This is a genomic window from Tardiphaga sp. 768_D3_N2_1, assembly GCF_052076105.1.
Lineage (GTDB): Bacteria > Pseudomonadota > Alphaproteobacteria > Rhizobiales > Xanthobacteraceae > Tardiphaga.
Genome location: NZ_CP197245.1, coordinates 2,377,034 through 2,400,579, shown reverse-complemented (window position 1 = coordinate 2,400,579; position 23,546 = coordinate 2,377,034). Strand labels below are relative to the sequence as shown.

Sequence of the window (23,546 nt, the reverse complement as noted above, 5' to 3'; positions counted from 1 at the left end):
CACATGGCGAAGGCGAATGTTGAGATCCGCCCGGTCGGTCCCGATGAACGGGCCGCCTGGGAGCCGCTGTGGCAGGGCTATCTAACCTTTTACAAGACGACGCTGCCACAGGTCGCGACGGACACGGCATGGAAGCGTTTCCATGACGCAAACGAGCAGATGTTCCTGCTGGGCGCCTATGTGGATGGCAAGCTCACTGGCATCGTGCAGTTCCTGTATCACCGCTCATCCTGGACGCCGGGCAATTACTGCTACCTGCAGGACTTATTCGTCGACAACAGCGCGCGGGGGCTTGGCGTCGGCCGTGCTCTGATCGAAGCGGTCTATGCAAAGGCCAAGGCCGATGGCTGCAGCCGCGTGCACTGGCTGACCCAGAACGAGAATGCGCAGGCCAGAATTCTCTACGATCAGGTCGCGGATAATTCCGGATTTATGCAGTACCGGAAGATACTCTAACTAAAGGCAATCCGAGCGCGCCAACACGCGCTCGGATTATTCGAACCAAAAACCAAGAAAACAAATGGGGATGAGACCATGAGCGAGACCGATAACGTCAAGGCTCTGGTGTTCGACGTGTTCGGCACCGTGGTTGACTGGCGTTCCAGCCTGATTGCTGACTGTACCGCCTTCGGCAAAGCGCGCGGCATTACCGCAGACTGGACTGCGCTAATTGACGCCTGGCGGCAGGCTTACATGCCGTCGATGGACGTGGTGCGTCATCATCCCGAGCGCGGCTTCGTCAAGCTCGATACGCTGCATCGGCAGTCCCTCGATGTGCTGGTCGCCAAGTTCGGCATCAAGGGGCTCTCGGACAACGATCTGCATCATATTACGCTCGGTTGGCACCGGCTCCATCCGTGGGCGGACTCGGTCAGCGGTTTGACGCGTCTGAAGACCAAATACGTCATCAGCCCGTTGTCGAACGGCAATGTCGCGCTGCTGACCAACATGGCGAAATTCGCGGGCCTGCCGTGGGACCTGATCATGAGCGCGGAATTGTTCGAGCACTACAAGCCCGATCCGCAAGCCTATCTCGGCGCGGCCGCGCTGCTCAATCTGAAGCCTGCGGAAGTCATGATGGTCGCTGCCCATAACAGCGATCTCGACGCCGCGCACAAACTCGGCCTCAAGACCGCCTTTGTGCCGCGCATCACCGAATACGGCCCGCACCAGAACCGTGACTTCAAGGCCGAGGGCCCGTGGGACGTGGTGGCGGATGATTTCAACGATCTGGCGAAGCGGATGGGCTGCTGACGGCCCGGGATTTGCCGAAAGCGGCTGCGCGGCCTATTGCTGATCCCATGACGCCACCGACCATCATTCCCGTCGAATCCCAGCAGGCCTTTCTTGGCGTTACCGAATCCGCCACCGGGCGGATCTGGCGCGACCGGGTGGATCAGCGCGGGGCGGCGCGGGCGCTGGCTATGGTGCAGCGTTTCCAATTGCCGGAAATGCTGGCGCGCGTCATTGCCGGCCGCAATATCGAGCTCGACGCGGTCGAGGATTTTCTCGATCCGACCATCCGCAAGCTGATGCCGGACCCGTTCACCATCACGCAGATGGAAGCGGCGGCGAAGCGCATCGCGGATGCCGCGCAGCGCCGGGAGAAAGTGGCGATCTTCGGCGACTATGATGTCGATGGTGCCACATCGTCGGCGCTGCTGGCCTGGCATCTCAGACATTGCGGGCTCGACCCGCAGATCCACATTCCCGATCGCATTTTCGAGGGCTACGGCCCCAATGTGGATGCCATCAAGATGCTGGCCGGGAAGGGCGCGACATTGCTCGTGACTGTCGATTGCGGCACGACGAGTTTCGAACCACTGGCCGAGGCAAAGAAGCTCGGGATGTCCGTGGTCGTCATCGATCACCATCAGACCGGCGAGGAATTGCCAGACGTCGATGCCGTGGTGAATCCGAACCGGCTCGATGATATTTCCGGTCTAGGCCATCTCGCCGCCGTGGGCCTCGCGCTGATCACGCTGGTCGCCGTCAATCGCGAATTGCGCAAGCGTGGCTTCTGGACGGCCGGGATGCCGGAGCCGGATCTGCTCGGCATGCTGCATCACGTGGCACTCGGCACTGTTGCCGATGTCGCGCCGCTGATCGGCCTGAACCGCGCCTTCGTTGCAAAGGGTCTCATCGCATTGCGCCGCCGCGATCACGTCGGGCACACCGCGCTGATGGATGTGGCGCGTTTGAACGGTCCGCCGGAAGCATGGCATCTCGGTTTCATGCTGGGACCGCGCATCAATGCTGGCGGCCGTATCGGACGCGCCGACTTGGGCGTGCGGCTGCTGCTCGAAGGCGATATCTCCGAAGCTGCGAAGATCGCTGCCGAACTCGATCGATTGAATATCGAACGGCGTGCCATCGAGCAGGCAGCGGAAGCGCAGGCCGAGGCCGAGGCGCTGGCGTCATTGGGGCTCGAGGACAAGGGATCCGTCATCGTGACTGCCTCCGAGGGCTGGCATCCCGGCGTCGTCGGGCTGGTGGCTTCACGTCTCAAGGAGAAATTCGCGCGGCCGGCTTTTGCGATTGCGCTGGAGCCCGGCGGCATCGGCACGGGGTCTGGCCGCTCGATCTCCGGCGTTGATCTCGGCAAGGCCGTGCGGCAGGCCGTCGCCGATGGATTGCTGATGAAAGGCGGCGGTCATGCAATGGCCGCGGGCGTGACGTTGCGCAAGGAACGTCTCGGTGAATTCCGCGCCTATATCGAAAGCGCGCTGGCCGCTGACGTCGGCAAGTCGCGCAACGAGAAGGAGCTGTTCATCGACGGGGCTGTTACTGCGCGCGGCGTGACGACGGATCTTGTAAACACGCTCAATCGCGCCGGCCCGTTCGGGCAGGCCAATCCCGAGCCGGTGATTGCGCTGCCGGCGCATCAGCTCGCTTATGTCGATGAAGTCGGGCAGGCGCATCTGCGGCTGCGCTTCAAGGCGAGTGACGGCGCGATGGTCAACGGAATCGCGTTCCGTTCAGTGGGGCAGAAACTTGGCAACGCGTTGCAGGAGCTGCGCGGTCAGCCTGTCCATGTGGCGGGCTCGCTGACTGTTGATCGCTGGCAGGGCGCCGAGCGCGTGCAGATGCGTGTGATCGACGTGGCCGTGCCCGATCCCGGGCCTAAGATGATCAGGTAGCGTGATGTCGGAAGAAGCGCCGTCTGGTGTGGGACCTCATGAAGGACGCGAATTCGATCTGATGATCGCCGGGCAGAAGCATCTCAGCATGTTTGTGTTCGAAGGCAGCGAAAGATACACGGACTATCCCGACCCTCGCTTCGATGAGTTTGTGGCGAATGGGCGCTTCGTCAAAGCGGAGAAGATCGAGCAGTATACGCTTCCAAACGGCAGAGAACTGTCCACGCGTTACGTTCTCTATGCCGACGCCCAAGAGGCGTGGCGCATTCCGGCGATGCTCATGGTGCAAAGGCTCTATCTCACCTTGCTGCCGGGCCGGCGGCCCGATCTGGAACGCATGATTGGCGAATTGCTTGGATACGACCGGGCCGACGTCGAGCAATTCATTACATGGCTTCGTCGGCCGTAACGTAACTTCGCTGCCTTCTCCCACCTTACTCCTGCACGCGTTCCCGCCTTAGCAGCCGCGTCGAATATCGATACCGATCCGCTGGATGAATGCTGAGCGAGACTTCAGCCAGTTCGTTTGACGCGAACAGATACTGCCGCCTAATGGACAGCGCATGCGTGCCAGCCGTTGTCTTCAGCGGCTCCGCCATCGTCTTCGAAACGCCTACAGCAGAGATGTCCTGACGAATCTCGACGAACCGTCGTCCGGAGATCTTTTCGACGAGCGTGCCGAAGATCTCGTGATGCCCGCCCATCCTGGTGCGCACTTCGTCGGCGAAGGCACCGTCGATATACACGTCTGTCCAGCAGATCGGCGTCTGCGTAATGTCGCCCGGGATCATGCGCAGACTTGAAATGCACAGCCAGCGCCGCCCGGGCCGGCAGCCGAGTTGCTCCGCAAGCGCGCTGTCGGCAACGACATCCGCAACGCGCTGCACGTGTCGTTCGGTCTCGGTGCCGAACTGCTGCACCGCTTCGATCGTATTGAGTGCCTGCGTAAAGCCATCGCCGCCTTTGGCGGGAGAGGCCGCTTCGACGCGGGTTCCGGCATTGCGCTTCCGGCTGACAAGGCCGGACGCCTGAAGCTCCTGCATTGCCGCGCGCACGGTTGATCGGCTCACGGCGAACTGGTCCGCCAGCTCGAACTCTGTCGGCAGCACGGACCCGACCGGATGCCGTCCGTCAGCGATGGCCTCGGCAAGTGCCCGGGCCACGAACGCGTAACGCTTTTCCACCGTCGTCCCTCGCCCCCTAAGTCCCTGATCGCAAGATGGAAGCCTGATTGGCGCCCACCTCGTCAAGGAAGGAGATTGACATGTGGTTTATGTTCGGACAATTTAATATGTACGAACATATAAAGAGGAAGCGTTATGGGCAGCACGGTTTTCGATTCGGTCTTGTTTCGGGACATGTTCGGCACCTCAGAGATGCGGGCTGTCTTCACCGACGAAGCCTTGGTCGGCCGCTACATCGAGGCCGAAGTCGCGCTGGCCCGGGCACAAGCGCGGCTCGGCGTCGTGCCGAAGGATGCGGCCCAAGCCATCGAGGCTGCCGCCAAATCGATCCGGATTGATTTCGACAAGCTCCGCCACGAGACCGAGATCGTCGGTTACCCGATCCTGCCGCTGGTCCATCAACTGTCCGAGGCTGCCGGAGAGGCGGGCCGCTACGTCCATTGGGGCGCGACCACCCAGGACATCATGGACACCGCCAATGTCCTGCAGATCCGCGCCGCGCTGCAGATCGTCGCACGCGACCTGCGCGAGGTCCGCGACATCCTGAGCGCGATGGCCCGCAAATATCGTGACACGCCGATGGCCGGGCGCACCCATCTGCAGCAAGCTCTGCCGGTGACCTTCGGCTACAAAGCGGCCGTCTGGCTGTCCTCCATTGACCGCCACATCGAGCGCGTCGATCAGGCACTGCCTCGCATTCTGCTCGGCGAGTTCTCCGGTGCCGCAGGTACGCTCGCGTCGGTAGGCGAGGGTGGCCTGGAAATGCAAAAACTGTTTTGCGAAGAACTCGGTCTGCATCAACCGTCGATCACCTGGCATGTCGCCCGTGACGGCATCGCTGAAGCGGTCACGCTGCTCGGCCTGATCACCGGTACGCTCGGCAAGATCGCCACCGACGTGATGCTGTTGTCATCGTCCGAATTCGGCGAAGTGTCTGAGCCTTTCGTGCCCGGTCGCGGGGCGTCATCGACGATGCCGCAAAAGCGTAACGCGATTTCAAGCGAACTGATTCTCGCCGCTGCCAAGGCGGTGCGCCAGCACGTCGCGACTATGCTCGACGGCATGATCCACGACCTGGAACGTGCAACGGGACCGTGGCACCTCGAATGGGTGTCGTTGCCGGAGAGCTTCCTGCTCACCGCCTCGTCGCTGGCAAATGCCAAATTCATGCTGGCCGGACTCGTGGTTCACGAGAAGCGCATGCTGGAGAATCTGGCTCTGACACGCGGCCTCATCGTCGCCGAAGCGGTGATGATGGCAGCCGCGCCGAAACTCGGCCGTCAGCATGCGCATGACGTCGTCTACGACGCCTGCCGCAAGGCCATCGAAGGCGGCGGACAGCTTGCGGATATCCTCGCTGAGGTTCCGGAAATCACCGAAGCGCTTGGTGGCAAGGAGGCCATCCGTCGTCACTGCGACCCGGCCAACTATCTCGGCCTGTGCGGTCCGATGGTGGATCGCGCGCTGGGCATGAGCGGACGCTGAAACAACAGACACAACAGGGGAGGATTTCGATGACGAAGAACATTTTGACGACCGCATTCGTGCTCGCCGGTGCATTGCTGGCCGGCCCGGGCCTGGCGCAGGATTATCCGACCCGCACCATCACCATGAATATGCCCTACTCGGCAGGCGGCCCCGGCGACACCATTGCGCGGCTGCTGGCGCAGGGCATGAGCGGCCCGCTGAAGCAGCAGGTCATTGTCGAGAACACGACCGGCGCTGGCGGCTCCATCGGCAGCGCCAAGGTCGCCGCGTCGCCGCCGGATGGCTACAATCTGCTGCTGATCCATATCAGCCACGCGACCAATCCGGCGCTGTATCCCAAGCTCAAATACGATCCGATCAAGGACTACGAGCCGATTGGTCTCGTCGTCGATCTGCCCTCGGTGTTCGTGGCGCGCAAGGATCTTCCGGCTGCCAATCTGGAAGAGCTGATCGCTTATATGAAGGCGAACAGGGAGAAGGTGAATTACGCACATGCCGGTATCGGTTCGGCGGCGCATCTGTGTGGCCTGCTGCTCGCGTCCGCGATTGGCGCACAGCCGACCCAGATCGCCTATCGCGGCGCGGGCCCGGCGATGAACGACATGATGAGCGGGCAGGTCGACGTCATGTGCGATCAGATCGTCAACGTTGTCGGCAATGTCGATGGCGGCACGATCAAGGGCTACGCCGTCACAAGCACCGAGCGGGCTCCCGCGCTGCCGAAGCTGCCGACCACGGCGGAAGCCGGCCTGCCGAATTTCACCTACACCGTCTGGTACGGCCTGTTCGCACCGAAGGGCACGCCGAAGCCTGTGATCGACAAACTCGTTGCGGCGTTGAACGTGGCGCTGAAGGACGAGACGGTGAAGAGCCGGCTTGCCGGGCTCGGCGTGCAGCCGGTCTCGCCGGAGCGCGCACAGCCTGAAGCGCTGGCGGCACATCTCAAGTCAGAAATCGACAAGTGGACGCCGATCATCAAGGCGGCGGGCGTCGTCGGCGCGCAGTAGGCGAGACGTGGTGACCGATACACGCACGGAACATGACGCCTTCGGCACCATCGCGGTGCCGAAGGATCGCTATTGGGGTGCGCAGACCCAGCGCGCGCTTGAGGTCTTCCAGGTCAGCGATGAGCATTTCCCGGTCGCGCTGATCCGTGCATTCGCTCTGCAGAAGATCGCGGCACTTCGCGCCAATCTGCAACTCGGGACGATCGCGCCGGAAATCGCAGCACCGGTCGAAACAGCGGCACTCGAACTTCAGCAAGGTCGCTTTGACGATCATTTCCCGTTGCCGATCTGGCAGACCGGCTCCGGCACTCAGACCAACATGAACGCCAATGAGGTGATCGCGAACCGCGCCAATGAATTGCTGGGCCAGCCGCTCGGGACCAAATCACCCGTTCATCCCAACGATCACGTCAACTGTTCGCAGTCATCGAATGACAGCTTTCCGACCGTGATGCATGTGGCCACGGCGCTGGAGTTGCGCGGGCGCTTGCTCCCGGCCTTGCAGGCGCTGCGCGACGATCTCCGGGCCAAGGCGGACGCATTCTCCGATGTCGTGAAGATCGGACGCACGCATCTGATGGACGCCGTGCCGATGACGATGGGGCAAGCATTCGATGCCTTCACGCGCCAGACCGATCATGCGATCGACCGTATCGAAGCCGTCTTTCCGCGTCTGCTGATGCTGCCGCAGGGGGGCACAGCCGTCGGATCCGGGCTCAATGCGCCCACGGGATTCGACAGCGCCTTTTGCGGGCACCTGAACGCATTGACCGGTGTTGTTTTCGTCCCGAACCCAAGCAAGTTCGAAGGCATGGGCGCGCATGACGCGCTTGTCGAAGTGTCCGGCGCGCTCAACGGCCTTGCCGTCACGCTGCTGAAGATCGTCAACGACGTACGCTTGCTTGGCTCCGGTCCGCGCTGTGGTCTCGGCGAACTCGTCATCCCGCATGACGGGTTGACGTCGTCGATCATGCCCGGCAAGCGCAATCCGACGATCGCCGAAATGCTCGCGCAAGTGTGTTTTCAGGTCATGGGCAACAGTGCTGTCGTCACTGCAGCCAGCGCATCCGGCAATTTCGAGCTCAACGTTGCCAAGCCAGTTATTATCTACAACGTCTTGCAGTCGGTCCGCATCCTCGCCGATGGCATCGATGTCTTTACGTCCCGATTGATCCGCGAGCTCGACGTCGATCGGCGACAGCTCGCTGCGAATGTCGCCAATGCGCCGCTGCTCGCGACAGCCCTCAATCCGGTGATCGGCTACGACAAGGTCGCGCTCATCACAGCCAAAGCTTTGGATGAAGCCATCACACCGCGCGAAGCAGCGATCGCGCTGGGGCTTCTCTCGGGCGAAGACTATGATCGTTACGTCGATCCGCAGCGGATGGCAGGGATTTGACGGAACGGCTCAGCCGCCTTGCCGCAGCCGCGCGAGTACCTTTAACCCGCCATATCCGTCCGCCGGCAGCAGTCCTGCCTTCGTCTGGAAATCACGCACCGCCTTCATCGTGTCGTTGCCAACGCGGCCGTCGGTGCCACCAGTGTCAAAGCCGGCGCGGGTGAGGCGGGTTTGCACTTCCTGCACTTCGGCGAGTGTCAGCGCGCGTTCCGAGCCGGGGAAGGGCTGGATGAAAGGCGCACCACCGAGAATGCGATCGCCGAGATGGCAGATCGCCAGCGCGTAGTTCATCGACGGATTGTAGCTGCGTACGGCGTAGAAGCCCTGGCCAAGCAGGAAGCTCGGCCCGCCCGATACCGGTGTCCAAAGCGTCGCCGTCGCATTCGGCTGCGGAAATGGCTGTCCATCCGCGCGCGTCACGCCGGCAGCGGCCCATGATGCAAAAGAGCGTTTGGCATCCGACGAGCCGGCGCCGTTCGCGCGCACTTCATAACCCCAGTGCTCGCCGCGCGGATATTTGCCGCGATTGACGAGGAAGCGCGCGCTGGAGCCCAGTGCATCATCGGGCTTGCCGAACGGCGAGACGCGGCCGTCGCGGTCATAGTCGATGCCGACATTGAGCCAGACCTCCGGCATCCATTGCGTATGCCCCATGGCGCCGGCCCAGGAGCCACGCATCTCCTCGGGCGTGCCCCAGCCCTTGTCGACGATCTTCAGCGCGTTGATCAGTTCGGTTTCCCAATAGGCACGGCGGCGCGGTTCGTTCCAGGCCAATGCAGCCAGCGACGGAAATACCGGGCGCATATGATTCTGCTGCACGATGGGATCGCCATAGGCGGACTCGACGCCCCATAGCGCCAGCAGCGTGCCGCGCTCGACGCCGAAGTCGCGCTCGATGCGATCGAACACGGCTTCATTCTTGCGCAGCGCTTCCTTGCCGGCGGCGATGCGCCAGTCGGAGGCGCGGCGGTTGATGTATTGCCAGAGCTGCTCGTGAAATTCCGGCTGCTTCTGCATCTTGGTGAACACGGACATGTCCGGTTCGATGCGGCCCATCACACGCGCGTAGGTCGCGTCGGATACGCCTTTGGCAATTGCCTTGGCGCGAAAGCCGTCGCGCCACTGGTCGAATCCCGCGGCCGCCGCAAAGGCGGTCCCCGGCATGGCCAACAGCACGCTTGCACCCAGGCCGGAGCGGAGCAGGCGGCGTCGGTCGATCAGGGAATCGCGCGTGGTCATGTCCCATTGTAGCCGCATGATTTGCGTGGCGGCAGGGGCAAGGAGTCGCGGTCCGTCTCTGGTAACAACCTTTTGTAATCACGAATGAAAAAGACCGCCGCAAGCCATTTTCGGGCTTGCGGCGGTCTTGTGAAAATCTTGCGGTCTACTGGCGGTAATCTTGCGATCGCCCCGCGCTTTTAGTCCTTGGCACGCTCGACGTAGGAACCATCCTCGGTTAGCACGACGATGCGGGTGCCTGTGCCGACATGCGGCGGAACCGCTGAACGGATGCCGTTCGACAGGATCGCCGGCTTGTAGGACGACGACGCGGTCTGGCCCTTGGTCACCGGTTCGGTTTCGACCACTTCGAGCGTCACGCGCTGCGGCAGGGTGATCGCGACGGCCGCGGTGTCGTGGATGGAGAGCTTCACCGTCATGTTTTCCTGCAGATAGGGCTCTGCGTCGCCGATTACGTCCTTCTGGACCTGAATCTGGTCGTAGTTTTCATTGTTCATGAAGTGGAAGCCGTCGGCGTCCTTGTAGAGGAAATTGAAGTTGTGATCCTCGATGGTCGCCTTTTCCACTTGGTCGGTCGTCTTGTAGCGCTCGGAGATCTTCACGCCGTCGCTGATTCGGCGCATTTCGATTTGGCTGACCGGGGTGCCTTTGCCGGGGTGGATGTTCTCGGCGGACAGAACCACGTAGAGCTTGCCGTCTTGATCGATAACGTTGCCCTTGCGAATAGAACTGGCGATGACTTTCACAGATATGTTTCCTAGATTTCAGGCCCGGGACCGATCCGGACGTGTTTGTCCTGTGGCCAGCGAAGCGGTTTCGGGGGGCAACATACTGATTTCACGCGGCGATGCCAGCGTTTTGCAACCCAAAAGGGCCGTTTGCCGATGACTGGAACCGACCGTCCGTCGCCCTGGTGGAGCCCGGCGCGACACCAGGACCGCCGGGGCTTCCTGCTGGCGCGGACGGCGATCACCCGGGCCATTCGGGCGTGGTTTGACGCCCGGGGCTTCCTGGAGGTCGAGACCGGCGTCCTGCAGGTCTCGCCGGGCAATGAGACCCATTTGCACGCGCCCAAGACCGAGTTGATCGACCGCGATGGCGAACGCTTGCAGCGGTATCTGCGGACCTCGCCCGAATTCGCCTGCAAGAAGCTGCTGGCGGCGGGTGAGGCGAAAATCTTCGAATTCGCGAGGGTGTTTCGCGACCGGGAGCGGGGTGACAAGCATCTGCCTGAATTCACCATGCTGGAATGGTACCGTGCCAATGAGAACTACGAGACTGTCATCGCCGATTGCGTGGCGATCATCGCTCGTGCTGCGCGGGCCACGGGCGTCAGACATTTCACGTTTCGCGATCAGGTTGCCGATCCATTTTTGGAACCGGAGATGCTGACAGTGGCAGCGGCTTTCATGCGCTTTGCGGATATCGATCTGCTTGCGAGCATCGATGGCGCCGAGGGTGACCGCGCCAAGCTGGCGACTGCGGCGACCGGCAAGGTGCGGATCAGCGACGACGACACCTGGTCGGATATTTTCAGCAAGATTCTGGTGGAGCATGTCGAGCCGCATCTCGGGCAGGGACGGATGACCGTGCTGTTCGAATATCCGTCGCCGGAGGCCGCTCTGGCACGCACGAAAGCGGGCGATCCACGTGTGGCCGAACGCTTTGAGGTCTATGCCTGTGGCGTCGAACTCGCCAACGGCTTTGGCGAGCTGACCGATGCTGATGAACAGCGCCGCCGCTTCACGGAAGCGATGGATGAAAAGGAGCGTCGCTATGGCGAGCGCTATCCGCTCGATGGGGAGTTTCTCGAGGCCGTCGCAGCGATGCCGCCCGCGTCTGGCGTGGCGCTTGGCTTCGACCGGTTGGTGATGCTGGCTTCGGGCGCGACGCAGATCGATCAGGTGGTGTGGACGCCGCCGGCAGGTGTGTCATGAATCGTCACGTGAAAGTTGCGACGACCATGCGGCAAGCCAGCGACCTCGTTGAGAATGGTTTCGCGCCAGCCTCGACGTTGGCTGATCTGGAGAAAGTCGCCGCGCATTATGCGATCGCGGTGACGCCGGCCGTAGCTGCACTGATCGACAGCAGCGATCCCGACGATCCGATTGCGCGCCAGTACATTCCAAGTGTGGATGAACTGAACGCGCAGCCCGAAGAGAACGCCGATCCGATCGGCGATCACGCCCACGCGCCCATCGATGGCGTCGTGCATCGCTATCCCGACCGCGTGCTACTCAAGCTGGTACATGTCTGCGCCGTCTATTGCCGGTTCTGCTTCCGCCGCGAGATGGTGGGGCCGGGCAAGGAGACCGCGCTGTCGTCCGACGCTTATTCAGCCGCGCTGGATTACATTCGTAATCACGACGAGATCTGGGAGGTAATCCTCACCGGCGGCGATCCCTTGATGCTGTCGCCGCGACGATTGAGCGAGATCATGGCGGACCTCGCTGCGATTCCGCATGTAAAGATCATTCGATTGCACACGCGGGTCCCGGTGGCCGATCCCGATCGCGTGAGTGCGGAGATGGTGGATGCATTGAGGGTCCCGGGCGCAACCACATGGGTGGCACTGCATGCCAATCATCCGCGCGAGTTGACCGATGCTGCACGTGCGGCATGCGCGCTGATGATCGACGCCGGTATTCCCATGGTCAGTCAGTCCGTGCTGCTGCGCGGCGTGAATGACGATGCGGCGACGCTGACTGCGCTGATGCGCGGCTTCGTCGAATGCCGCATCAAGCCTTATTATCTGCATCACGGCGATCTTGCGCCAGGCACCGCACATTTGCGCACCAGCATCGCCGAGGGACAGGCCTTGATGCGCGCCATTCGAGGCAATGTTTCGGGATTATGCCAGCCGGATTATGTGCTCGATATTCCCGGCGGTTACGGCAAGGCGCCGATCGGTCCGGAATATTTGTCCGAGGATTCTTTAATCAATCGCACGGCTGACGGTGAAGCTTCTGCGGAATCGCGCTATCGTGTGGTGGACTACTGCGGCGACGTTCATACCTATCCACCGAAGCCGTAGTGACCGGCTTACTCGCGCCACCTGGTGTCGGAGACAGAAAATGAAGACATTGTTCGTGATGACGGCAGGCCTGTTCGTTCTCGGCCATTCGCCGGCTTTGGCGCAGGACTCATCCCGTAACCTGCCACCCAAGGGGCTGCGCTCGCAGCCGACCACACAGAGCAACAGCGGCGGCACCTTGCCTGAAGCCCCCATCGGCCATCGTCAGCCGCGTCCGGGCGATCTGCCGCCGGAGACTGGCAAGAACGATCCGTCCCGCATCGACGCGCAGGATCGCGAACTTGATCGTATGATCAAGAATATCTGCAAGGGCTGCTGAGCCCCTGCAGATCATCGGCCGGATCAGGCCTTGTTGCGTGCGGCCATCGCGAGGCCGATCAGCGACGCGCCGCCGATCACCAGATTGATGCCGACCATCAGGCCGATGGCCCAGGCTGCCGTGCCGGGCAGGCCTGAGATGATGATAAAGGCGATTACGATATCCATCAGACCGGAGAAGGCCATCCAGCTCCAGCGCTCGGACAGTTCCTTGCGATGCTGGAGCGCATACATGATGGTCGCGACGCCTTCGGCGAGGAAATAGACGCCAACCACGAATGTCAGCGTCAGCGTGCTTTCGGCTGGACGCGTGAGCAGAATGATGCCGGCACCGATGCCGAGCACGGCTGAGATCAGCGACCAGATAAAGCCCGGCGTCTGGCGGGCCCAGAAGGTCATCAGCAGCGCGGCAACGCCCGAGATGAAGAACATCCAGCCCAGCATGACGGTGACGGCAATGCTTGCCACCTGCGGCACAATCATCGCGGCGAAGCCCAGGATCACCAGCACGATGCCCTCGATCAGAAATGCTTTCCAATGCGCGTGCACGGCGTCGCTCATCTTCGATTGCAACTCGGCAAGGTTGGGCGGCATGGTCATGGCGGCGATGTCCTGATCTGGCCGGCAGCATGCTGGCCGTGCCTTGTATTTATCCGCTCACACGCGGAAGCGTGCAAGGTTGTTGATCGGGAATAACTCGAATGTCGCGCGCGTTCTTGAACGTTACGACTGCGCTGGTGCGGCCGTGCGCATGCGGTTGCGGCCGAGGACATAGGCCGTTGTGGTCAGCACCAGCAGCACGGCGCCGATGGCGATCGATACCTGACCGAGCGGGATTAGCATCATGGTGACGTTGCGCGCCGGGTTGATGTACCAATGATGGATCGAGGTCAGCAGGAATGCTGTGCCGGCAAACCCTGCACCGCCGCCGGCCACCAGCAGCGCCCACATGCCGCGCAACTGGCTGAGCCGCTCGCGTGACACCTCCGTATGGGGCGCATGATGCGCGCCGATCCGCCTGACGAGTCGTGCTGCCAGCGCGATCGTGCCGAAGCCGATCACCACGCCGGCGGCCTCCAGCACACGGCGCATCACGCCGACGATTTCCGGATGCCGCTGCAGCGTCAGCAGAGGAAGATCGAAGCAGGCATGCAGCGTCACCGGCGCGAGAACAATGAGCATGGGTGTGCGAATGAAAGCCCATCCATCGCGGCGATGGGCGCCGAGCGCACGGCCGGAGCGGGCGATCGCGATATAAGCGCCTGCGATGACGCCGAGCGCGCCGTGAAACGGCACGGTCAGCACGCTGCGCAGCACCGCGAGCGTCCGCCACATCTCGGGATATTGCAGGAGATAGACAAGATTCTCATAGGCTGCAAAGCCGAGGCCGGCGGCAGCGCCATAAACCACGGTGTCCATCGGATCGGCCGTGCGGGCGCGCTGGGTGGATACTGCGAGGATGACGAAGATCTTCACGATCTCCTCCGGCGCGGCGACGCCAAACACAGCGTGAAGCACCATGGCCAGGGTCGGGTTGTCCGTAAGACCCGGAATTGCCGCGAACAGCGCGCGGGCATAGCCGAGGAGGGAGATGCTGGCGGCGCCCAGCAGGAATGATGCCCAGACCAACCCTGGCGGTCCCGGCCGTTCGTCGGCAGCAATCACCAGCCACAGCACCAGCAGAGCTGGGGCCACGGCGGCGATGCCGATCACGGTGGGGAGCGATTCGAGCAGGTACATGGAACCTAATTATAGACGGCCGGGCAGGCCGGAAAGAGTGACTCTTGCGGGGGCAACCTGCGGCAAAAAAGTAAGGTGGCGTTGACTCCGGGCAGGGCCGGAACCAATCAGCGCTCGGTCGATTGGGCTGAGACAGCTCATACTGCACGGGACACGACCATGGCCGACGACGCAAGGACACCCCCTTACATCTACGAAGGCGTCGAGCCCGTACCTGAGGCCAGATCGACAATCACAGAAACGATCACGGATGTGAAAGACGCGGTGACCGAGACCGCGCATCGCATCGGAGGCGCCATCGAGTCCGGCAAGAAGCCAGGAATGCCCCTGAGCATCCTGGCCAATGTCGCGCGGGAAGCGCCGCTGGGATCTCTGTTGGTTGCCTTCCTGCTCGGCGTCGCTGTGGCGCGCCGACGGTAGAAGCTCCGCCGGTTCTCGAAGGTGGCGGTTCGATTCCGCTAGGGAGCGCCATCCCGTGGGAAGGTCCGCTGGCGCTCAGCTTTAGCGCATTCGCGCCGGCACTAGGTTGTTGACCGGCTTAGAGGTCCGCAGCGAGGCCGGCTGATAGGCTGAAGTTGGTGCGAATACCGACTTGCAGCCGTCGCTGAGCTGCGACTTGTTGCGGATCATGCAGGCCGTGACGCGATCGACATCCGGAATCTCCGAACTACAGAGACGCATCGCGTCGCCCGTGCAAAGTTGTTCCTGCTCGGCGCTGTAGGCGTGGCATACGGAGGTCAGCATACCGAATGCAAGAACAGTGGCGGCAGCGAGCCTGGCGGTCGTGAATGTCATCCTGTGTCCCTCGATCTGGTGTCCATCCGTGCGCCGATCGGCGCGTCGTTGGAACGATGGGATAGAGAGCGTTCGCTTCGGGCGATTTGCGCGGAGGCGAGGAAACGGTTTCGTCGATCGCAATTTTGTTTCATTGCTTGTTTCGAACGAAACACAGCGCGCCGGTCGGAAGCCCCTCCCTGATGGACATCATTCAGAAAATCTCTGCGCTGATTGCGGCACAAGCCGACTGGGCTGGACCGCTTGGCTTCGTCATCGCCTTCTTCGGATGTCTGGTCGGCTCCAGTTTCGTCGTTCCGGCCGCGGCCATCGTGACGGCGACGGGCGTGCTGATCGGCGCCGGCTTGGTGTCCTGGACTTTCGTCCTCTGGGCCATCGGCGGTGCGGCGCTCGGCATGAGCCTGTCCTATGAGCTCGGCAAGCGGTGCGGGCCGAGGCTGCTGGAGATGCAGATGCTTCAATCGCGTCAGCAACTGGTGGCGCGGGTACGCGGGCTATTCGACCGCTACGGCATCGCGGCAATCATGGTCGGCTACCATATCGGGCCGGCGCGCGCGCTCGTCACTAGCGTCGCGGGCATCGCCGGCATGCCGCGTCTGAAGTTCGAAATAGCGAGTATCGTGTCCGCAATGGTCTGGATTGTCGATCATGCCTTGATCGGCGTCATTCCCGGTACACTCATCGAAGCCGACAGTCCGTGGCTGCTGCCGGTGACATTTGGAGCGCCGGTCGTCGTGATCGTGCTCACCGTGATGTTGTTGCGCAAGGCGTTCTAGCCACAATGCCAACGCGGTGCATCACGCCGCTTTCGAGATCTTCTTCTTGAGATGTCCGGTGTCGTGATCGCGGCGGAGCTGGCTGAGGGAGGTGTCGTTCAGCTTCGCCAGCACCTCGCCGAGGGTAAGCGTGTCGGGATGCCCGGCTGCGAAGAACTTGCCGTAGATCTTGCGGAGTGTCGCCAGTGTGGTGCTGCCGTATTTCTCGGCTATCGCGCTGTCGTGCGCGTGAAGGTGATCGCCGCCGTCGTGCTTCATGTCTCGCTCCCTGCCTGGATCGCATGACCTCGCACCTTGAGCAGTGCAGATTGCGTTCGGCTGAGCAGACTAGGCGCGGTGTTGTGGAGAGTACAAGCAGTTCACGTGTGCTCGGGAGCAATCGCCCGGGATGGCTTAGCCGCGCGCCCCGGGGCGCTTGCGCTGCACAACGACCTTCATCTTCGTGCGGCCCTTGCTCGCCGCGGCGCGGGAGCGCGAGCGACGCGGCTGCTCACGCGCTGCAGGCTTGTCGTCGGTTGCCGAGGTGCTGGCAAAGGACTGCCGGAGATTGTCGAGCGTCGAGGTGAGGGCGCCGACCTGTTCATTGAGCTTACGCGCTTCGTTCTGCTGCGCCGTCATCAGGCGCTGCATGGTCTGCAACTGATCCTGCACCACCTGGAGCTGATCGATCGACTGCTGCTGGGTGGCCTCGATGCCTTTGGTCTTTTCGATCAGCTGTTCGGACGCCTGCGCAACACGGGCCTGCTGCAGGCGCGATGCGGTAAGGCGCTCCGGTTCCGGCGTTGCGCCGCTATAGCTGCGCCATGCGAAGATTCCGCCGATGCCGATCACGACCAGAAACAGGGCTGCAGCCGCAACCATGATCGGCTGCTGGCTAAGGCGCCAGGTGTGATCGGGGTCGGTCGCATAACTGTGCTGGGAAGCGTTCGGCATGATTTCGACCATGAAGCTCGAAGTCCTATGGCGTGTGATCGTTCCAATCCGCGACAAACCATCCAGAACGCGTGGATTTGAGGAGGTTCGCGGCCAAGTTCAACGAAAATAAGGCTCGGGTGGCAATAACGTGGCCTAACCCGGGGCAGTGCGCGAATGGCGCTCCCTAGCGGAATCGAACCGCTCTCTCCACCGTGAAAGGGTGGCGTCCTAACCGATAGACGAAGGGAGCAAAAAACCCCGGTCGATCCAGCGACCCGAAACGGGCCAAGGATACCGCGGTTCTGCACGGCTATTTCTAAAATCGCCGCAACATCAAAGCTTTAGGGCTGATCTATCGCGGGCGGCACCGACCGAAAGCAAATCAGTTCGGTGCCAGCGGCCGAACGTATAGTGACGTTTGTTCGGGTCGGCAAGTGGGCGGTGATGGATCAGGTGGATGATCCCCATGCGCGGCGCGCGAACCTTGTGCACAGGACATTTCGAACTCTTCTGCACCTCTCAACGGTTCTTAAAGCATGCGGGCCTAAGGCTCTCTTCGGGGGCGTGGAGTGATGCGATGGCAGTGACGAAAAAACGCGACACACGCCGGTCCGTGCACCAGGCGGGATGGATCACGCTGGACGGCGGTTTCGCGGCCCGGCAATGCAATGTGCTGGACCTCTCGACATCCGGCGCGAAAGTTGTCGTCGACGATCCCACGTCGGTCCCCAACAAGATGAAGCTGGCTTTCTCGCGCGACGCGCGCACCGGGCGTACTTGTGAAGTGGTCTGGCGCCGCGGCAAGACGCTGGGCGTTCGTTTTATCGCGTAGGGCTTCACGATCGTGCGCCCCGATATCGTCATTCCCGTATTGATGGGCTGCGCGCTGCTGTGGTGGATCGGTCGCGGCATGAGCTGGACCACGCGCTTTATCGTGGCCGCGATCACGCTGGTGGTGATCGTCGGTATCGTGCTGCTCGAACGTTCGTGGAATTAACGCTCAAGCGAATGCCTGCGCTCAAGAAAGCGGCGGCGCGACATAGGTCTGGAAGCCAGGCCGCGCCGAGACCGCCTGATACCAGCGCTGCAGATGCGGAAGTGCAGGGCGGGTGATGCCCTCGACGCCGAACCATCGCCGCGCGTAGCAACCGATAGCGATATCGGCGAGGCTGAAGTCCTCGCCTTCCATCCAGGTCTGATGGGAGAGCTGTCGGTCAATAATCTCCCACAACGCTGCATTGGCGTCGGCCGCCGTCTGCATTGCCACCATGTCGCGGTCCGCTTTGGGCGTGCGTACCAGTCCCCAGAACAACGGGCGCTCGGCCGGCTGCAATGTCGTCAGTGTCCAGTCGAGCCAGCGCTCCATCCCTGCGCGCACCTTAGGGGCGGATGGGTAGAGCGGCGATGTGGCGCCGTAGGCCAGGGCGATGTAGCGCATGATGGAATTGGATTCCCACAACACGAAATCGCCCTGCACCAACGTCGGCACGCGGCCGTTGGGATTCATCGCCAGATAGCCGGCCTCGCTGTTGCGGCCGAACTGCATGCCGGCATCGATCCGCTCATAGGCGACATCGAGCTCGTGGCAGCACCACAGAACCTTTTGCACATTGACCGAATTGGCGCGGCCCCAGATCTGCAGGGACGGAGGGGTAGTCTGTGGCACTATGAACCTCGCTGGAGTTTGAGCGCCGCAGGTTTAGCCAGCAACGTACGACCATCGCAAGGATGGTTTCGCACCGACCTCTCACAAAGGAGCGAGCCGGCAAACGAAACAGGCCCCGCGTGAGCGAGGCCTGTTCATTGGTTCGGCTTGGGAGGCGTCAGCGACCGAAGAAGAGCCACAGCAGAATGATCACCGGAATTGGCACACCCAGCAGCCAGAGTAGAATTCCACGTCCCATTGTCTCAGCCTCCATGAAATCAGGTTCGCATTGACAACGCGACATGTCTCATGGAGTTCCGCAACTACACACAGCAGCGCGTTTTGCGAGTTACCAATGTCCGGTATTGGGCATTGAGGACCACGGCTCCTGCGGCGGCAACGCGTCGCCCTTCTGTAGAAGCTCAATCGAATGTAGATCGGGCGATCGCACGAAGGCCATCTGACCATCGCGCGGCGGGCGATTGATCGTGATACCGAGCTTCATCAGCCGATCGCAGGTCGAATAGATGTCGTCGACCTCATAAGCGAGATGGCCGAAATAGCGATCTTCGCCATACTTCTCTTCATCCCAGTTGTAAGTGAGTTCGACCAGCGGCGCGCCGCGGCCCTTGGTATTGGCGAGCAGCGCCTCGTCTTCTGCGGCGCACAAGAACACCAGTGTGAATTTCGCCTTGTCGTTGTCGATGCGGCGGACTTCCTTGAGCCCCAGCGCATCGGCATAGAACTTCAGGGCAGCGTCGAGATTGCGGACGCGAAGCATGGTGTGGAGGTAACGCATTGGATTGTCTCCATGGGATCGACACAGGCGTGCAACTGCAAAGGCAGCGGTGCTTGCCATAGCAGCTTAATACGACAAATGGCAGGTGTCGTGGCGACAACGACGGCGCATCTGCGGGATTGTGAGGTCAGTTGGCTTTCAAGCACTCACATCGACAATGGTTGGCTGATCGATCTCCCGCTTGTGCCAGACCGTCAGATCCTTGCGCGGCCTTTGCCACTTATATTCGTCACCGCTTTTCTGAAGATGCTGAATGGCTGCCACATGTGCGTCGTCGGCGTTCTTTGCCTCAACAACGATCTCCACGGATTCCTCGACGGAGCGCACGACGACGACGCTAAAAAATTTCCTTGCCATGCGGGTATAACGGGGAGCGTAAGGCTACGTTCCCGCAGGCAACGGGTCGTTGCCTCGCCCGTCGCTTTACCGACGTCTTTGTCGTGAAGCAGGCAGTCGCAAAGGTCAGGGCTAGGTTGGAGCAATGCTGAGTTGATAATCGTCGATCTTTTCCCGGGTAATATCGACGATGGCGCCGGGAAAGCGAACAGCGTTGCCGGCAGCATCGAGCGTACACTTGCCACGCGCATAGACCCAATGCGTGGCTCCGTGAGAGATGACGCGATATTCGCGTGAGAACACCTGACCTGTCGTCAGTGAGCGATTGATATCGGCGGTGACATCATCGATGTCGTCCGGATGAATGGCATTCAGCCAGTCTTTCAACGGCGTGCCCCGTGAGGCCAAGTCCGCATTGACGCCAAACAGGCGGGCGAATTTGCTGTCGGCATAAACGCGGTCGTTGGCGATATCCCAATCCCAGGTGCCGACCAGCCGATCGCGAATGGTGGTGTCGTCCTGATGGCGGGTGCCGGTCCGAGCCGCTTCGAGTGACGCCATGCGCAGGATCTGCGCCAGGACGGTTTGATGGTCGGTCTCCGCCGACGCGGCGAGCTCCCGGCAGATTTCCGAGATGGGCCGGCCGACAATCATGCGTTGCTCCCCATCATCGGATGCTCCGGGAACTTATTGGCCAACCGGTCGTAGTATTGCGTATATTGATAGGCATTCAATTCAACGTACAGGGAAAAGGTTCCAAAACCTTTCTGTACAACTTTGGAGTGTCGCGCGTGTGGCGGTTTGGAAGGGCTTCGGACGAGGAGGCTTTAAAAATGGTTGTGACTTATCTCACCATCAACGAGCCGGAGCGCCGTCGGGAAATATTCGAGCTTGCTGAGAAGTATGCGAAGGAGACCGCCGCTCCGCCGATTTCGCAGGACAACGTCGACAAGAAGTAACATGCGCACGAAGTCACGAACCGTGCAGGGGCGCTTCACGATGTGGTTCTGTAGTTTAGGTTGATCGCGGGAGCGCCGGAAATTAACAGTCTACAACGGCTTCGTTAAAATCCGCGCAGCCAAGTAACCTTCATCGGTTAGGTTAAAACCAGAGTATGATTGCGCGGAAATAAGGGTGAGCTATTCATTTCCCATCGAGGGAGTGACCATGTCCGCTTCGTTTCACAGTGCCGACAAGCCGACGCATCGACGGGTGATGCTGGTGGGATTTTTGTTCTGCGCAGCCTTTGTCGCCGTGAGCTTCTTTGCACGGCCGCAGCCGGCTACGGACCATGTCCTGCTGAAAGCAGACAAGCTCACTCGCACCGCCGGCCAGCCTGTGGCTGCCAACTAGACGCAGCGCTCTTAACGCTTGCTCGGCGTGATGTTGGGGGTGAAGGGCACGATTACGCGTACGGGCTCTTGCGAGGGAGGTCGCTCATAGGCGACACGCTGGGGGCCTTTGCTTGCAACAGCGCGGGGCGGCTCGATGAGCCACGGTACGAAGGCGATCATTCCGCAGACAAGCGCGACCGCACCGAGCAGGAATACGCCATTATCTTCTTCTCTCGGTCCCATGCCATGGAAACGCCGCACTGCAGCTTTCGTTCCGATGAGCGGTGCGACCGCGTAGGAGCGGCGAGGGAAGGCATGAGAATTGTCGTTGTTGGACTGTTGATCGCTGTCGTGCCGCTGGAGGTCTTCGCTGCGGCGCCGAAGAAGCCGGTAGTCACGAAGCAGAGCATGAAGCCAGCACCACGAAAACCAAATCCCTGTGCGCAATACGGCGCCGGCTTCGTGCAGGTTGAGGGGACGTCGACCTGTATCAGGATCGGCGGGAGCGTCGGCATTGGTGGGCGGGTTTCGCAATAGCGCGGACCGCCGCCGGCCAGCTGGCGACCTTAGACCTTCTTGTCGAGTTCGACCGGCGGCTCAGGGGGCTCGTGGTGGTCGTCATAGGCCCGTTTGGCCTGCAACTGATCCCATGCCCCCGTGCGCAATGACAGCCGACCGTAAGGCGGCGGGTTCGGCCTCAGTTCGACGGTTTGAACGACAAGGGCTCTGGACATCATCCCCCATAATGCCGCGGGGGCAATTGGGTTCTCGGAGCTCTGGAAGTGCAGTTAAAGCCGGGTTGGCGGAATCTCCGGCATTTGAATGATTGCTCGTGGGACAGGTGAGCGGCGCGCCGGAACAAGTCACCGTCGTGCGGGTTTTGCACTCACCAGACGGCATATGGAACACGTTGCGTGGACGAGGATTTCAATAACGCCGGCTAGCAGCTCGCCACTTACGTCAACCAGCTGATTGAAGAGGCCGATGACGATGGATGATCTGAAGAACAAGGGTCAGCCGGATCGCAGCAAGATCAACATGCACGAGGCGCATGAGGTGAAATACTGGACCCATCAGCTCGGCGTGTCCCGTGAGGAGCTGCAGGCGGCGGTGGAGAAAGTTGGCAATGCGGCTGCGGCAGTCCGCAAGGAACTGGCGCACTAGAACAGGACGCACCTGACCAAGTGAAACGAACCAAGTGAACAAGCAAAGCAGCACCCGAAGGGGTGCTGCTTTCTCTGTGTCTATGCCGCTTGCGGGTCAGACACCCATGGGAACGCCGTAGTAATCGTTCACTGCACGAGCCCGCGATGTGTCGGCCCAATTCCAGCTATTGTCGTTGCCGTATTTGGGGGCGTTTTCCAACTGCTGCTGTGTGACTCCGGTACGATAGCCGCCCAGTCCGGTATCATATTTCAGCGACTGCCAGGGCAGGGGATAGTGATCGTCGCCGATCCCCAGAAAGCCGCCGAAGCTCAGGACGGCGTATGAGACCCTGCCGCTTTTCTTGTCGATCATCACGCGTTCGATCGAACCGATCTTCTGGTCGTCGGCGCCGTACACTGCAGTGCCTTCGACCTTGTCGCTGCCAATCAGGTTACCTTGTTCACTTGCTTCGATGGGCATGTAGAGCCTCCCTCTTGGTTGTGTCTGGCCAACAGGTAAAAGGGAGAAACGTTCCTGCGTCGTTGCCGCGCAAATGTTTTGCGACGCCCAGCGTCATCAGCGACTGGCCACGAGACGCAGGCGCGGCTTCAACGTATCCTGCAAGTCTTCAGCAAGTCTGAGGACCCGCGGATCGCTGGAGCGGGCCGCGCAGGTGGAGAACTGATTGACGGAGCGGACTAAAGCCTCGCGTTCCTCGCGCGTACGCGTGACCTGCGGACTCGACAATCGCAGCACCATTTGACCCAGGCCGACAAGCAATTCGTCGAGCGCTTTGTCGATCTTCGCGATCTGTTCAATCATCGCCATTACTCCACTATTCGCACGCGTGGCTGTGCGACACCGCGTACATTCATGGAGAGGAAAGCGTCGGCTTTGCGAGCCGTTCCGATAACCGGTTGTTCATGGTAAATGAAATGTGACGGCGCTGTGGGGCGCGTTAAGGCTTTAGCCTGAGCTGATCGGCACCTTGTCGCGGGGGAGCGCAGCGATGCGACGCGTATAGGGTGACGGCTTCATTTTGCGATGCGTTACAGGAATCATCTTGTCGCGTCCGTTGTGTTCATCGAAAGCGCGAAGCCGCTCCCTGATGAATTCGGGATGCGCCGCGTGAAAGGCCTGAAGCTGGCGTGCGAGCTGCGCACGGCGATAGCGAATGGGCATCATGACGCACTTCCGGTCTGGAACCCGAGCGGTGAAATCTTACAGGCCCTGAAACCAACAAAAAAGCTT

General features: G+C 61.3%; 34 protein-coding genes and 1 tRNA gene. 18 read left to right on the top strand and 17 right to left on the bottom strand.

What is annotated here, in order from left to right; all coding sequences use genetic code 11:
• The first annotated feature begins 3 nt into the window (after positions 1-3).
• The 4 genes from AB8A27_RS11150 (at position 4) to AB8A27_RS11135 (ending at position 3,549) form a co-directional block, all read left to right on the top strand.
• Positions 4-456 carry an N-acetyltransferase family protein gene (locus AB8A27_RS11150; protein ID WP_441241949.1) on the top strand — a complete coding sequence of 151 codons (453 nt, stop codon included), beginning with the start codon at positions 4-6 and terminating at the stop codon, positions 454-456.
• Between the two features lie 78 nt (positions 457-534).
• A complete protein-coding gene (locus AB8A27_RS11145) occupies positions 535-1,254 on the top strand; it encodes a haloacid dehalogenase type II (RefSeq protein ID WP_441241948.1) in 720 nt (239 codons plus the stop codon).
• Between the two features lie 47 nt (positions 1,255-1,301).
• Complete coding sequence (recJ, locus tag AB8A27_RS11140) at positions 1,302-3,140, top strand: single-stranded-DNA-specific exonuclease RecJ (protein WP_441241947.1); 1,839 nt, start codon at positions 1,302-1,304, stop codon at positions 3,138-3,140.
• A 1-nt stretch (position 3,141) separates the two neighbouring features.
• Positions 3,142-3,549 carry a hypothetical protein gene (locus tag AB8A27_RS11135; RefSeq protein WP_441241946.1) on the top strand — a complete coding sequence of 136 codons (408 nt, stop codon included), beginning with the start codon at positions 3,142-3,144 and terminating at the stop codon, positions 3,547-3,549.
• Positions 3,550-3,574: 25 nt separating this feature from the next.
• On the opposite strand, the gene AB8A27_RS11130 is transcribed toward AB8A27_RS11135, so the two are convergent.
• Complete coding sequence (locus AB8A27_RS11130; RefSeq protein WP_441241945.1) at positions 3,575-4,324, bottom strand: GntR family transcriptional regulator; 750 nt, start codon at positions 4,322-4,324, stop codon at positions 3,575-3,577.
• 135 nt (positions 4,325-4,459) lie between these two features.
• On the opposite strand from AB8A27_RS11130, the gene AB8A27_RS11125 reads away from it, so the two are divergent.
• The 3 genes from AB8A27_RS11125 to AB8A27_RS11115 are packed head-to-tail and all read left to right on the top strand — an operon-like array spanning position 4,460 to position 8,218.
• Positions 4,460-5,809 (top strand): class-II fumarase/aspartase family protein, encoded by a 1,350-nt coding sequence (locus AB8A27_RS11125; RefSeq protein ID WP_441241944.1) that lies wholly within the window; start codon positions 4,460-4,462, stop codon positions 5,807-5,809.
• 23 nt (positions 5,810-5,832) lie between these two features.
• Positions 5,833-6,819: a Bug family tripartite tricarboxylate transporter substrate binding protein gene (locus AB8A27_RS11120; protein ID WP_441244885.1), complete on the top strand. Its 987-nt coding sequence runs from the start codon at positions 5,833-5,835 to the stop codon at positions 6,817-6,819.
• A 10-nt stretch (positions 6,820-6,829) separates the two neighbouring features.
• Entirely contained in the window at positions 6,830-8,218 is a 1,389-nt protein-coding gene (locus AB8A27_RS11115; protein ID WP_441241943.1) for a class II fumarate hydratase, read from the top strand.
• Positions 8,219-8,227: 9 nt separating this feature from the next.
• Here the strand turns inward: AB8A27_RS11115 and AB8A27_RS11110 are convergent, their stop codons facing one another.
• Together AB8A27_RS11110 and efp are read right to left on the bottom strand one after the other, a co-directional pair.
• Positions 8,228-9,457, bottom strand: coding sequence for a lytic murein transglycosylase (locus AB8A27_RS11110; RefSeq protein ID WP_441241942.1), 1,230 nt, complete (start codon positions 9,455-9,457; stop codon positions 8,228-8,230).
• 179 nt (positions 9,458-9,636) lie between these two features.
• Positions 9,637-10,203: an elongation factor P gene (efp, locus tag AB8A27_RS11105; RefSeq protein ID WP_441241941.1), complete on the bottom strand. Its 567-nt coding sequence runs from the start codon at positions 10,201-10,203 to the stop codon at positions 9,637-9,639.
• 138 nt (positions 10,204-10,341) lie between these two features.
• Here efp and epmA point away from each other — a divergent pair, with 138 nt between their 5' ends.
• The 3 genes from epmA to AB8A27_RS11090 are packed head-to-tail and all read left to right on the top strand — an operon-like array spanning position 10,342 to position 12,810.
• On the top strand, positions 10,342-11,394 hold the full coding sequence (gene epmA, locus AB8A27_RS11100; protein ID WP_441241940.1) for an EF-P lysine aminoacylase EpmA: 1,053 nt from the start codon (positions 10,342-10,344) through the stop codon (positions 11,392-11,394).
• Positions 11,391-12,491, top strand: a complete 1,101-nt coding sequence (locus AB8A27_RS11095) for a lysine-2,3-aminomutase-like protein (RefSeq protein WP_441241939.1) — start codon at positions 11,391-11,393, stop codon at positions 12,489-12,491. Before epmA ends, AB8A27_RS11095 begins: the two co-directional genes overlap by 4 nt.
• A 40-nt stretch (positions 12,492-12,531) precedes the next feature.
• On the top strand, positions 12,532-12,810 hold the full coding sequence (locus tag AB8A27_RS11090; RefSeq protein WP_441241938.1) for a hypothetical protein: 279 nt from the start codon (positions 12,532-12,534) through the stop codon (positions 12,808-12,810).
• A 23-nt stretch (positions 12,811-12,833) separates the two neighbouring features.
• On the opposite strand, the gene AB8A27_RS11085 is transcribed toward AB8A27_RS11090, so the two are convergent.
• Both AB8A27_RS11085 and AB8A27_RS11080 read right to left on the bottom strand, forming a co-directional pair.
• Positions 12,834-13,409 carry an HdeD family acid-resistance protein gene (locus AB8A27_RS11085; protein ID WP_441241937.1) on the bottom strand — a complete coding sequence of 192 codons (576 nt, stop codon included), beginning with the start codon at positions 13,407-13,409 and terminating at the stop codon, positions 12,834-12,836.
• A gap of 123 nt (positions 13,410-13,532) precedes the next feature.
• Entirely contained in the window at positions 13,533-14,549 is a 1,017-nt protein-coding gene (locus AB8A27_RS11080; protein ID WP_441241936.1) for a PrsW family glutamic-type intramembrane protease, read from the bottom strand.
• Between the two features lie 159 nt (positions 14,550-14,708).
• Here AB8A27_RS11080 and AB8A27_RS11075 point away from each other — a divergent pair, with 159 nt between their 5' ends.
• A complete protein-coding gene (locus AB8A27_RS11075) occupies positions 14,709-14,969 on the top strand; it encodes a hypothetical protein (RefSeq protein WP_441241935.1) in 261 nt (86 codons plus the stop codon).
• Positions 14,970-15,050: 81 nt separating this feature from the next.
• Here AB8A27_RS11075 and AB8A27_RS11070 read toward each other — a convergent pair whose 3' ends face one another.
• The gene (locus AB8A27_RS11070; RefSeq protein ID WP_441241934.1) at positions 15,051-15,344 is read right to left on the bottom strand and encodes a hypothetical protein; all 294 of its coding nucleotides are present in this window, start codon (positions 15,342-15,344) and stop codon (positions 15,051-15,053) included.
• A gap of 182 nt (positions 15,345-15,526) precedes the next feature.
• Here AB8A27_RS11070 and AB8A27_RS11065 point away from each other — a divergent pair, with 182 nt between their 5' ends.
• Entirely contained in the window at positions 15,527-16,120 is a 594-nt protein-coding gene (locus AB8A27_RS11065; RefSeq protein WP_441241933.1) for a DedA family protein, read from the top strand.
• 21 nt (positions 16,121-16,141) lie between these two features.
• Here the strand turns inward: AB8A27_RS11065 and AB8A27_RS11060 are convergent, their stop codons facing one another.
• The 3 genes from AB8A27_RS11060 to AB8A27_RS11050 all read right to left on the bottom strand — a co-directional run bounded on the left by AB8A27_RS11060 (position 16,142) and on the right by AB8A27_RS11050 (position 17,285).
• Positions 16,142-16,378 (bottom strand): hypothetical protein, encoded by a 237-nt coding sequence (locus AB8A27_RS11060; protein ID WP_441241932.1) that lies wholly within the window; start codon positions 16,376-16,378, stop codon positions 16,142-16,144.
• Between the two features lie 135 nt (positions 16,379-16,513).
• A complete protein-coding gene (locus tag AB8A27_RS11055) occupies positions 16,514-17,053 on the bottom strand; it encodes a hypothetical protein (protein ID WP_441241931.1) in 540 nt (179 codons plus the stop codon).
• 157 nt (positions 17,054-17,210) lie between these two features.
• Positions 17,211-17,285, bottom strand: a tRNA-Glu gene (locus tag AB8A27_RS11050).
• A 327-nt stretch (positions 17,286-17,612) separates the two neighbouring features.
• On the opposite strand from AB8A27_RS11050, the gene AB8A27_RS11045 reads away from it, so the two are divergent.
• Both AB8A27_RS11045 and AB8A27_RS11040 read left to right on the top strand, forming a co-directional pair.
• A complete protein-coding gene (locus tag AB8A27_RS11045) occupies positions 17,613-17,867 on the top strand; it encodes a PilZ domain-containing protein (RefSeq protein WP_439093084.1) in 255 nt (84 codons plus the stop codon).
• Between the two features lie 12 nt (positions 17,868-17,879).
• Positions 17,880-18,032: a hypothetical protein gene (locus AB8A27_RS11040; protein WP_441241930.1), complete on the top strand. Its 153-nt coding sequence runs from the start codon at positions 17,880-17,882 to the stop codon at positions 18,030-18,032.
• Positions 18,033-18,053: 21 nt separating this feature from the next.
• Here the strand turns inward: AB8A27_RS11040 and AB8A27_RS11035 are convergent, their stop codons facing one another.
• From AB8A27_RS11035 to AB8A27_RS11020, 4 genes are all read right to left on the bottom strand, one after another.
• On the bottom strand, positions 18,054-18,701 hold the full coding sequence (locus AB8A27_RS11035) for a glutathione S-transferase family protein (RefSeq protein WP_441241929.1): 648 nt from the start codon (positions 18,699-18,701) through the stop codon (positions 18,054-18,056).
• Positions 18,702-19,029: 328 nt separating this feature from the next.
• Positions 19,030-19,479 carry a VOC family protein gene (locus tag AB8A27_RS11030; protein ID WP_441241928.1) on the bottom strand — a complete coding sequence of 150 codons (450 nt, stop codon included), beginning with the start codon at positions 19,477-19,479 and terminating at the stop codon, positions 19,030-19,032.
• 138 nt (positions 19,480-19,617) lie between these two features.
• A complete protein-coding gene (locus tag AB8A27_RS11025) occupies positions 19,618-19,836 on the bottom strand; it encodes a hypothetical protein (protein ID WP_441241927.1) in 219 nt (72 codons plus the stop codon).
• Between the two features lie 111 nt (positions 19,837-19,947).
• A complete protein-coding gene (locus AB8A27_RS11020) occupies positions 19,948-20,469 on the bottom strand; it encodes a PAS domain-containing protein (RefSeq protein ID WP_441241926.1) in 522 nt (173 codons plus the stop codon).
• 179 nt (positions 20,470-20,648) lie between these two features.
• On the opposite strand from AB8A27_RS11020, the gene AB8A27_RS11015 reads away from it, so the two are divergent.
• The 3 genes from AB8A27_RS11015 (at position 20,649) to AB8A27_RS11005 (ending at position 21,686) form a co-directional block, all read left to right on the top strand.
• Positions 20,649-20,774, top strand: a complete 126-nt coding sequence (locus AB8A27_RS11015) for a hypothetical protein (RefSeq protein ID WP_286144227.1) — start codon at positions 20,649-20,651, stop codon at positions 20,772-20,774.
• 208 nt (positions 20,775-20,982) lie between these two features.
• Positions 20,983-21,168 (top strand): hypothetical protein, encoded by a 186-nt coding sequence (locus AB8A27_RS11010; protein WP_441241925.1) that lies wholly within the window; start codon positions 20,983-20,985, stop codon positions 21,166-21,168.
• Positions 21,169-21,464: 296 nt separating this feature from the next.
• On the top strand, positions 21,465-21,686 hold the full coding sequence (locus AB8A27_RS11005; protein ID WP_441241924.1) for a hypothetical protein: 222 nt from the start codon (positions 21,465-21,467) through the stop codon (positions 21,684-21,686).
• Between the two features lie 29 nt (positions 21,687-21,715).
• Here AB8A27_RS11005 and AB8A27_RS11000 read toward each other — a convergent pair whose 3' ends face one another.
• Entirely contained in the window at positions 21,716-21,886 is a 171-nt protein-coding gene (locus AB8A27_RS11000) for a hypothetical protein (protein WP_441241923.1), read from the bottom strand.
• 253 nt (positions 21,887-22,139) lie between these two features.
• On the opposite strand from AB8A27_RS11000, the gene AB8A27_RS10995 reads away from it, so the two are divergent.
• Positions 22,140-22,313, top strand: a complete 174-nt coding sequence (locus AB8A27_RS10995; RefSeq protein ID WP_441244884.1) for a DUF3606 domain-containing protein — start codon at positions 22,140-22,142, stop codon at positions 22,311-22,313.
• A 96-nt stretch (positions 22,314-22,409) separates the two neighbouring features.
• On the opposite strand, the gene AB8A27_RS10990 is transcribed toward AB8A27_RS10995, so the two are convergent.
• The 3 genes from AB8A27_RS10990 to AB8A27_RS10980 form a co-directional block, all read right to left on the bottom strand.
• The gene (locus tag AB8A27_RS10990; protein WP_441241922.1) at positions 22,410-22,775 is read right to left on the bottom strand and encodes a PRC-barrel domain-containing protein; all 366 of its coding nucleotides are present in this window, start codon (positions 22,773-22,775) and stop codon (positions 22,410-22,412) included.
• 96 nt (positions 22,776-22,871) lie between these two features.
• Entirely contained in the window at positions 22,872-23,117 is a 246-nt protein-coding gene (locus tag AB8A27_RS10985) for a hypothetical protein (RefSeq protein ID WP_441241921.1), read from the bottom strand.
• A 144-nt stretch (positions 23,118-23,261) separates the two neighbouring features.
• Positions 23,262-23,480 (bottom strand): hypothetical protein, encoded by a 219-nt coding sequence (locus tag AB8A27_RS10980; protein WP_441241920.1) that lies wholly within the window; start codon positions 23,478-23,480, stop codon positions 23,262-23,264.
• Positions 23,481-23,546: the final 66 nt, after the last annotated feature.

What these genes read in the sequence shown, in the direction of transcription:
- AB8A27_RS11150 (WP_441241949.1), top strand. Translation starts at nt 4, where the DNA reads ATGGCGAAGGCGAATGTTGAGATCCGCCCGGTCGGTCCCGATGAACGG.
- AB8A27_RS11145 (WP_441241948.1), top strand. Translation starts at nt 535, where the DNA reads ATGAGCGAGACCGATAACGTCAAGGCTCTGGTGTTCGACGTGTTCGGC.
- recJ (WP_441241947.1), top strand. Translation starts at nt 1,302, where the DNA reads ATGACGCCACCGACCATCATTCCCGTCGAATCCCAGCAGGCCTTTCTT.
- AB8A27_RS11125 (WP_441241944.1), top strand. Translation starts at nt 4,460, where the DNA reads ATGGGCAGCACGGTTTTCGATTCGGTCTTGTTTCGGGACATGTTCGGC.
- AB8A27_RS11110 (WP_441241942.1), bottom strand. Translation starts at nt 9,457, where the DNA reads ATGACCACGCGCGATTCCCTGATCGACCGACGCCGCCTGCTCCGCTCC.
- epmA (WP_441241940.1), top strand. Translation starts at nt 10,342, where the DNA reads ATGACTGGAACCGACCGTCCGTCGCCCTGGTGGAGCCCGGCGCGACAC.
- AB8A27_RS11095 (WP_441241939.1), top strand. Translation starts at nt 11,391, where the DNA reads ATGAATCGTCACGTGAAAGTTGCGACGACCATGCGGCAAGCCAGCGAC.
- AB8A27_RS11090 (WP_441241938.1), top strand. Translation starts at nt 12,532, where the DNA reads ATGAAGACATTGTTCGTGATGACGGCAGGCCTGTTCGTTCTCGGCCAT.
- AB8A27_RS11085 (WP_441241937.1), bottom strand. Translation starts at nt 13,409, where the DNA reads ATGACCATGCCGCCCAACCTTGCCGAGTTGCAATCGAAGATGAGCGAC.
- AB8A27_RS11080 (WP_441241936.1), bottom strand. Translation starts at nt 14,549, where the DNA reads ATGTACCTGCTCGAATCGCTCCCCACCGTGATCGGCATCGCCGCCGTG.
- AB8A27_RS11075 (WP_441241935.1), top strand. Translation starts at nt 14,709, where the DNA reads ATGGCCGACGACGCAAGGACACCCCCTTACATCTACGAAGGCGTCGAG.
- AB8A27_RS11070 (WP_441241934.1), bottom strand. Translation starts at nt 15,344, where the DNA reads ATGACATTCACGACCGCCAGGCTCGCTGCCGCCACTGTTCTTGCATTC.
- AB8A27_RS11065 (WP_441241933.1), top strand. Translation starts at nt 15,527, where the DNA reads ATGGACATCATTCAGAAAATCTCTGCGCTGATTGCGGCACAAGCCGAC.
- AB8A27_RS11060 (WP_441241932.1), bottom strand. Translation starts at nt 16,378, where the DNA reads ATGAAGCACGACGGCGGCGATCACCTTCACGCGCACGACAGCGCGATA.
- AB8A27_RS11055 (WP_441241931.1), bottom strand. Translation starts at nt 17,053, where the DNA reads ATGCCGAACGCTTCCCAGCACAGTTATGCGACCGACCCCGATCACACC.
- AB8A27_RS11045 (WP_439093084.1), top strand. Translation starts at nt 17,613, where the DNA reads ATGGCAGTGACGAAAAAACGCGACACACGCCGGTCCGTGCACCAGGCG.
- AB8A27_RS11030 (WP_441241928.1), bottom strand. Translation starts at nt 19,479, where the DNA reads ATGCGTTACCTCCACACCATGCTTCGCGTCCGCAATCTCGACGCTGCC.
- AB8A27_RS11025 (WP_441241927.1), bottom strand. Translation starts at nt 19,836, where the DNA reads ATGGCAAGGAAATTTTTTAGCGTCGTCGTCGTGCGCTCCGTCGAGGAA.
- AB8A27_RS11020 (WP_441241926.1), bottom strand. Translation starts at nt 20,469, where the DNA reads ATGATTGTCGGCCGGCCCATCTCGGAAATCTGCCGGGAGCTCGCCGCG.
- AB8A27_RS11015 (WP_286144227.1), top strand. Translation starts at nt 20,649, where the DNA reads ATGGTTGTGACTTATCTCACCATCAACGAGCCGGAGCGCCGTCGGGAA.
- AB8A27_RS11010 (WP_441241925.1), top strand. Translation starts at nt 20,983, where the DNA reads ATGTCCGCTTCGTTTCACAGTGCCGACAAGCCGACGCATCGACGGGTG.
- AB8A27_RS11005 (WP_441241924.1), top strand. Translation starts at nt 21,465, where the DNA reads ATGAGAATTGTCGTTGTTGGACTGTTGATCGCTGTCGTGCCGCTGGAG.
- AB8A27_RS11000 (WP_441241923.1), bottom strand. Translation starts at nt 21,886, where the DNA reads ATGATGTCCAGAGCCCTTGTCGTTCAAACCGTCGAACTGAGGCCGAAC.
- AB8A27_RS10995 (WP_441244884.1), top strand. Translation starts at nt 22,140, where the DNA reads ATGGATGATCTGAAGAACAAGGGTCAGCCGGATCGCAGCAAGATCAAC.
- AB8A27_RS10990 (WP_441241922.1), bottom strand. Translation starts at nt 22,775, where the DNA reads ATGCCCATCGAAGCAAGTGAACAAGGTAACCTGATTGGCAGCGACAAG.
- AB8A27_RS10985 (WP_441241921.1), bottom strand. Translation starts at nt 23,117, where the DNA reads ATGATTGAACAGATCGCGAAGATCGACAAAGCGCTCGACGAATTGCTT.
- AB8A27_RS10980 (WP_441241920.1), bottom strand. Translation starts at nt 23,480, where the DNA reads ATGATGCCCATTCGCTATCGCCGTGCGCAGCTCGCACGCCAGCTTCAG.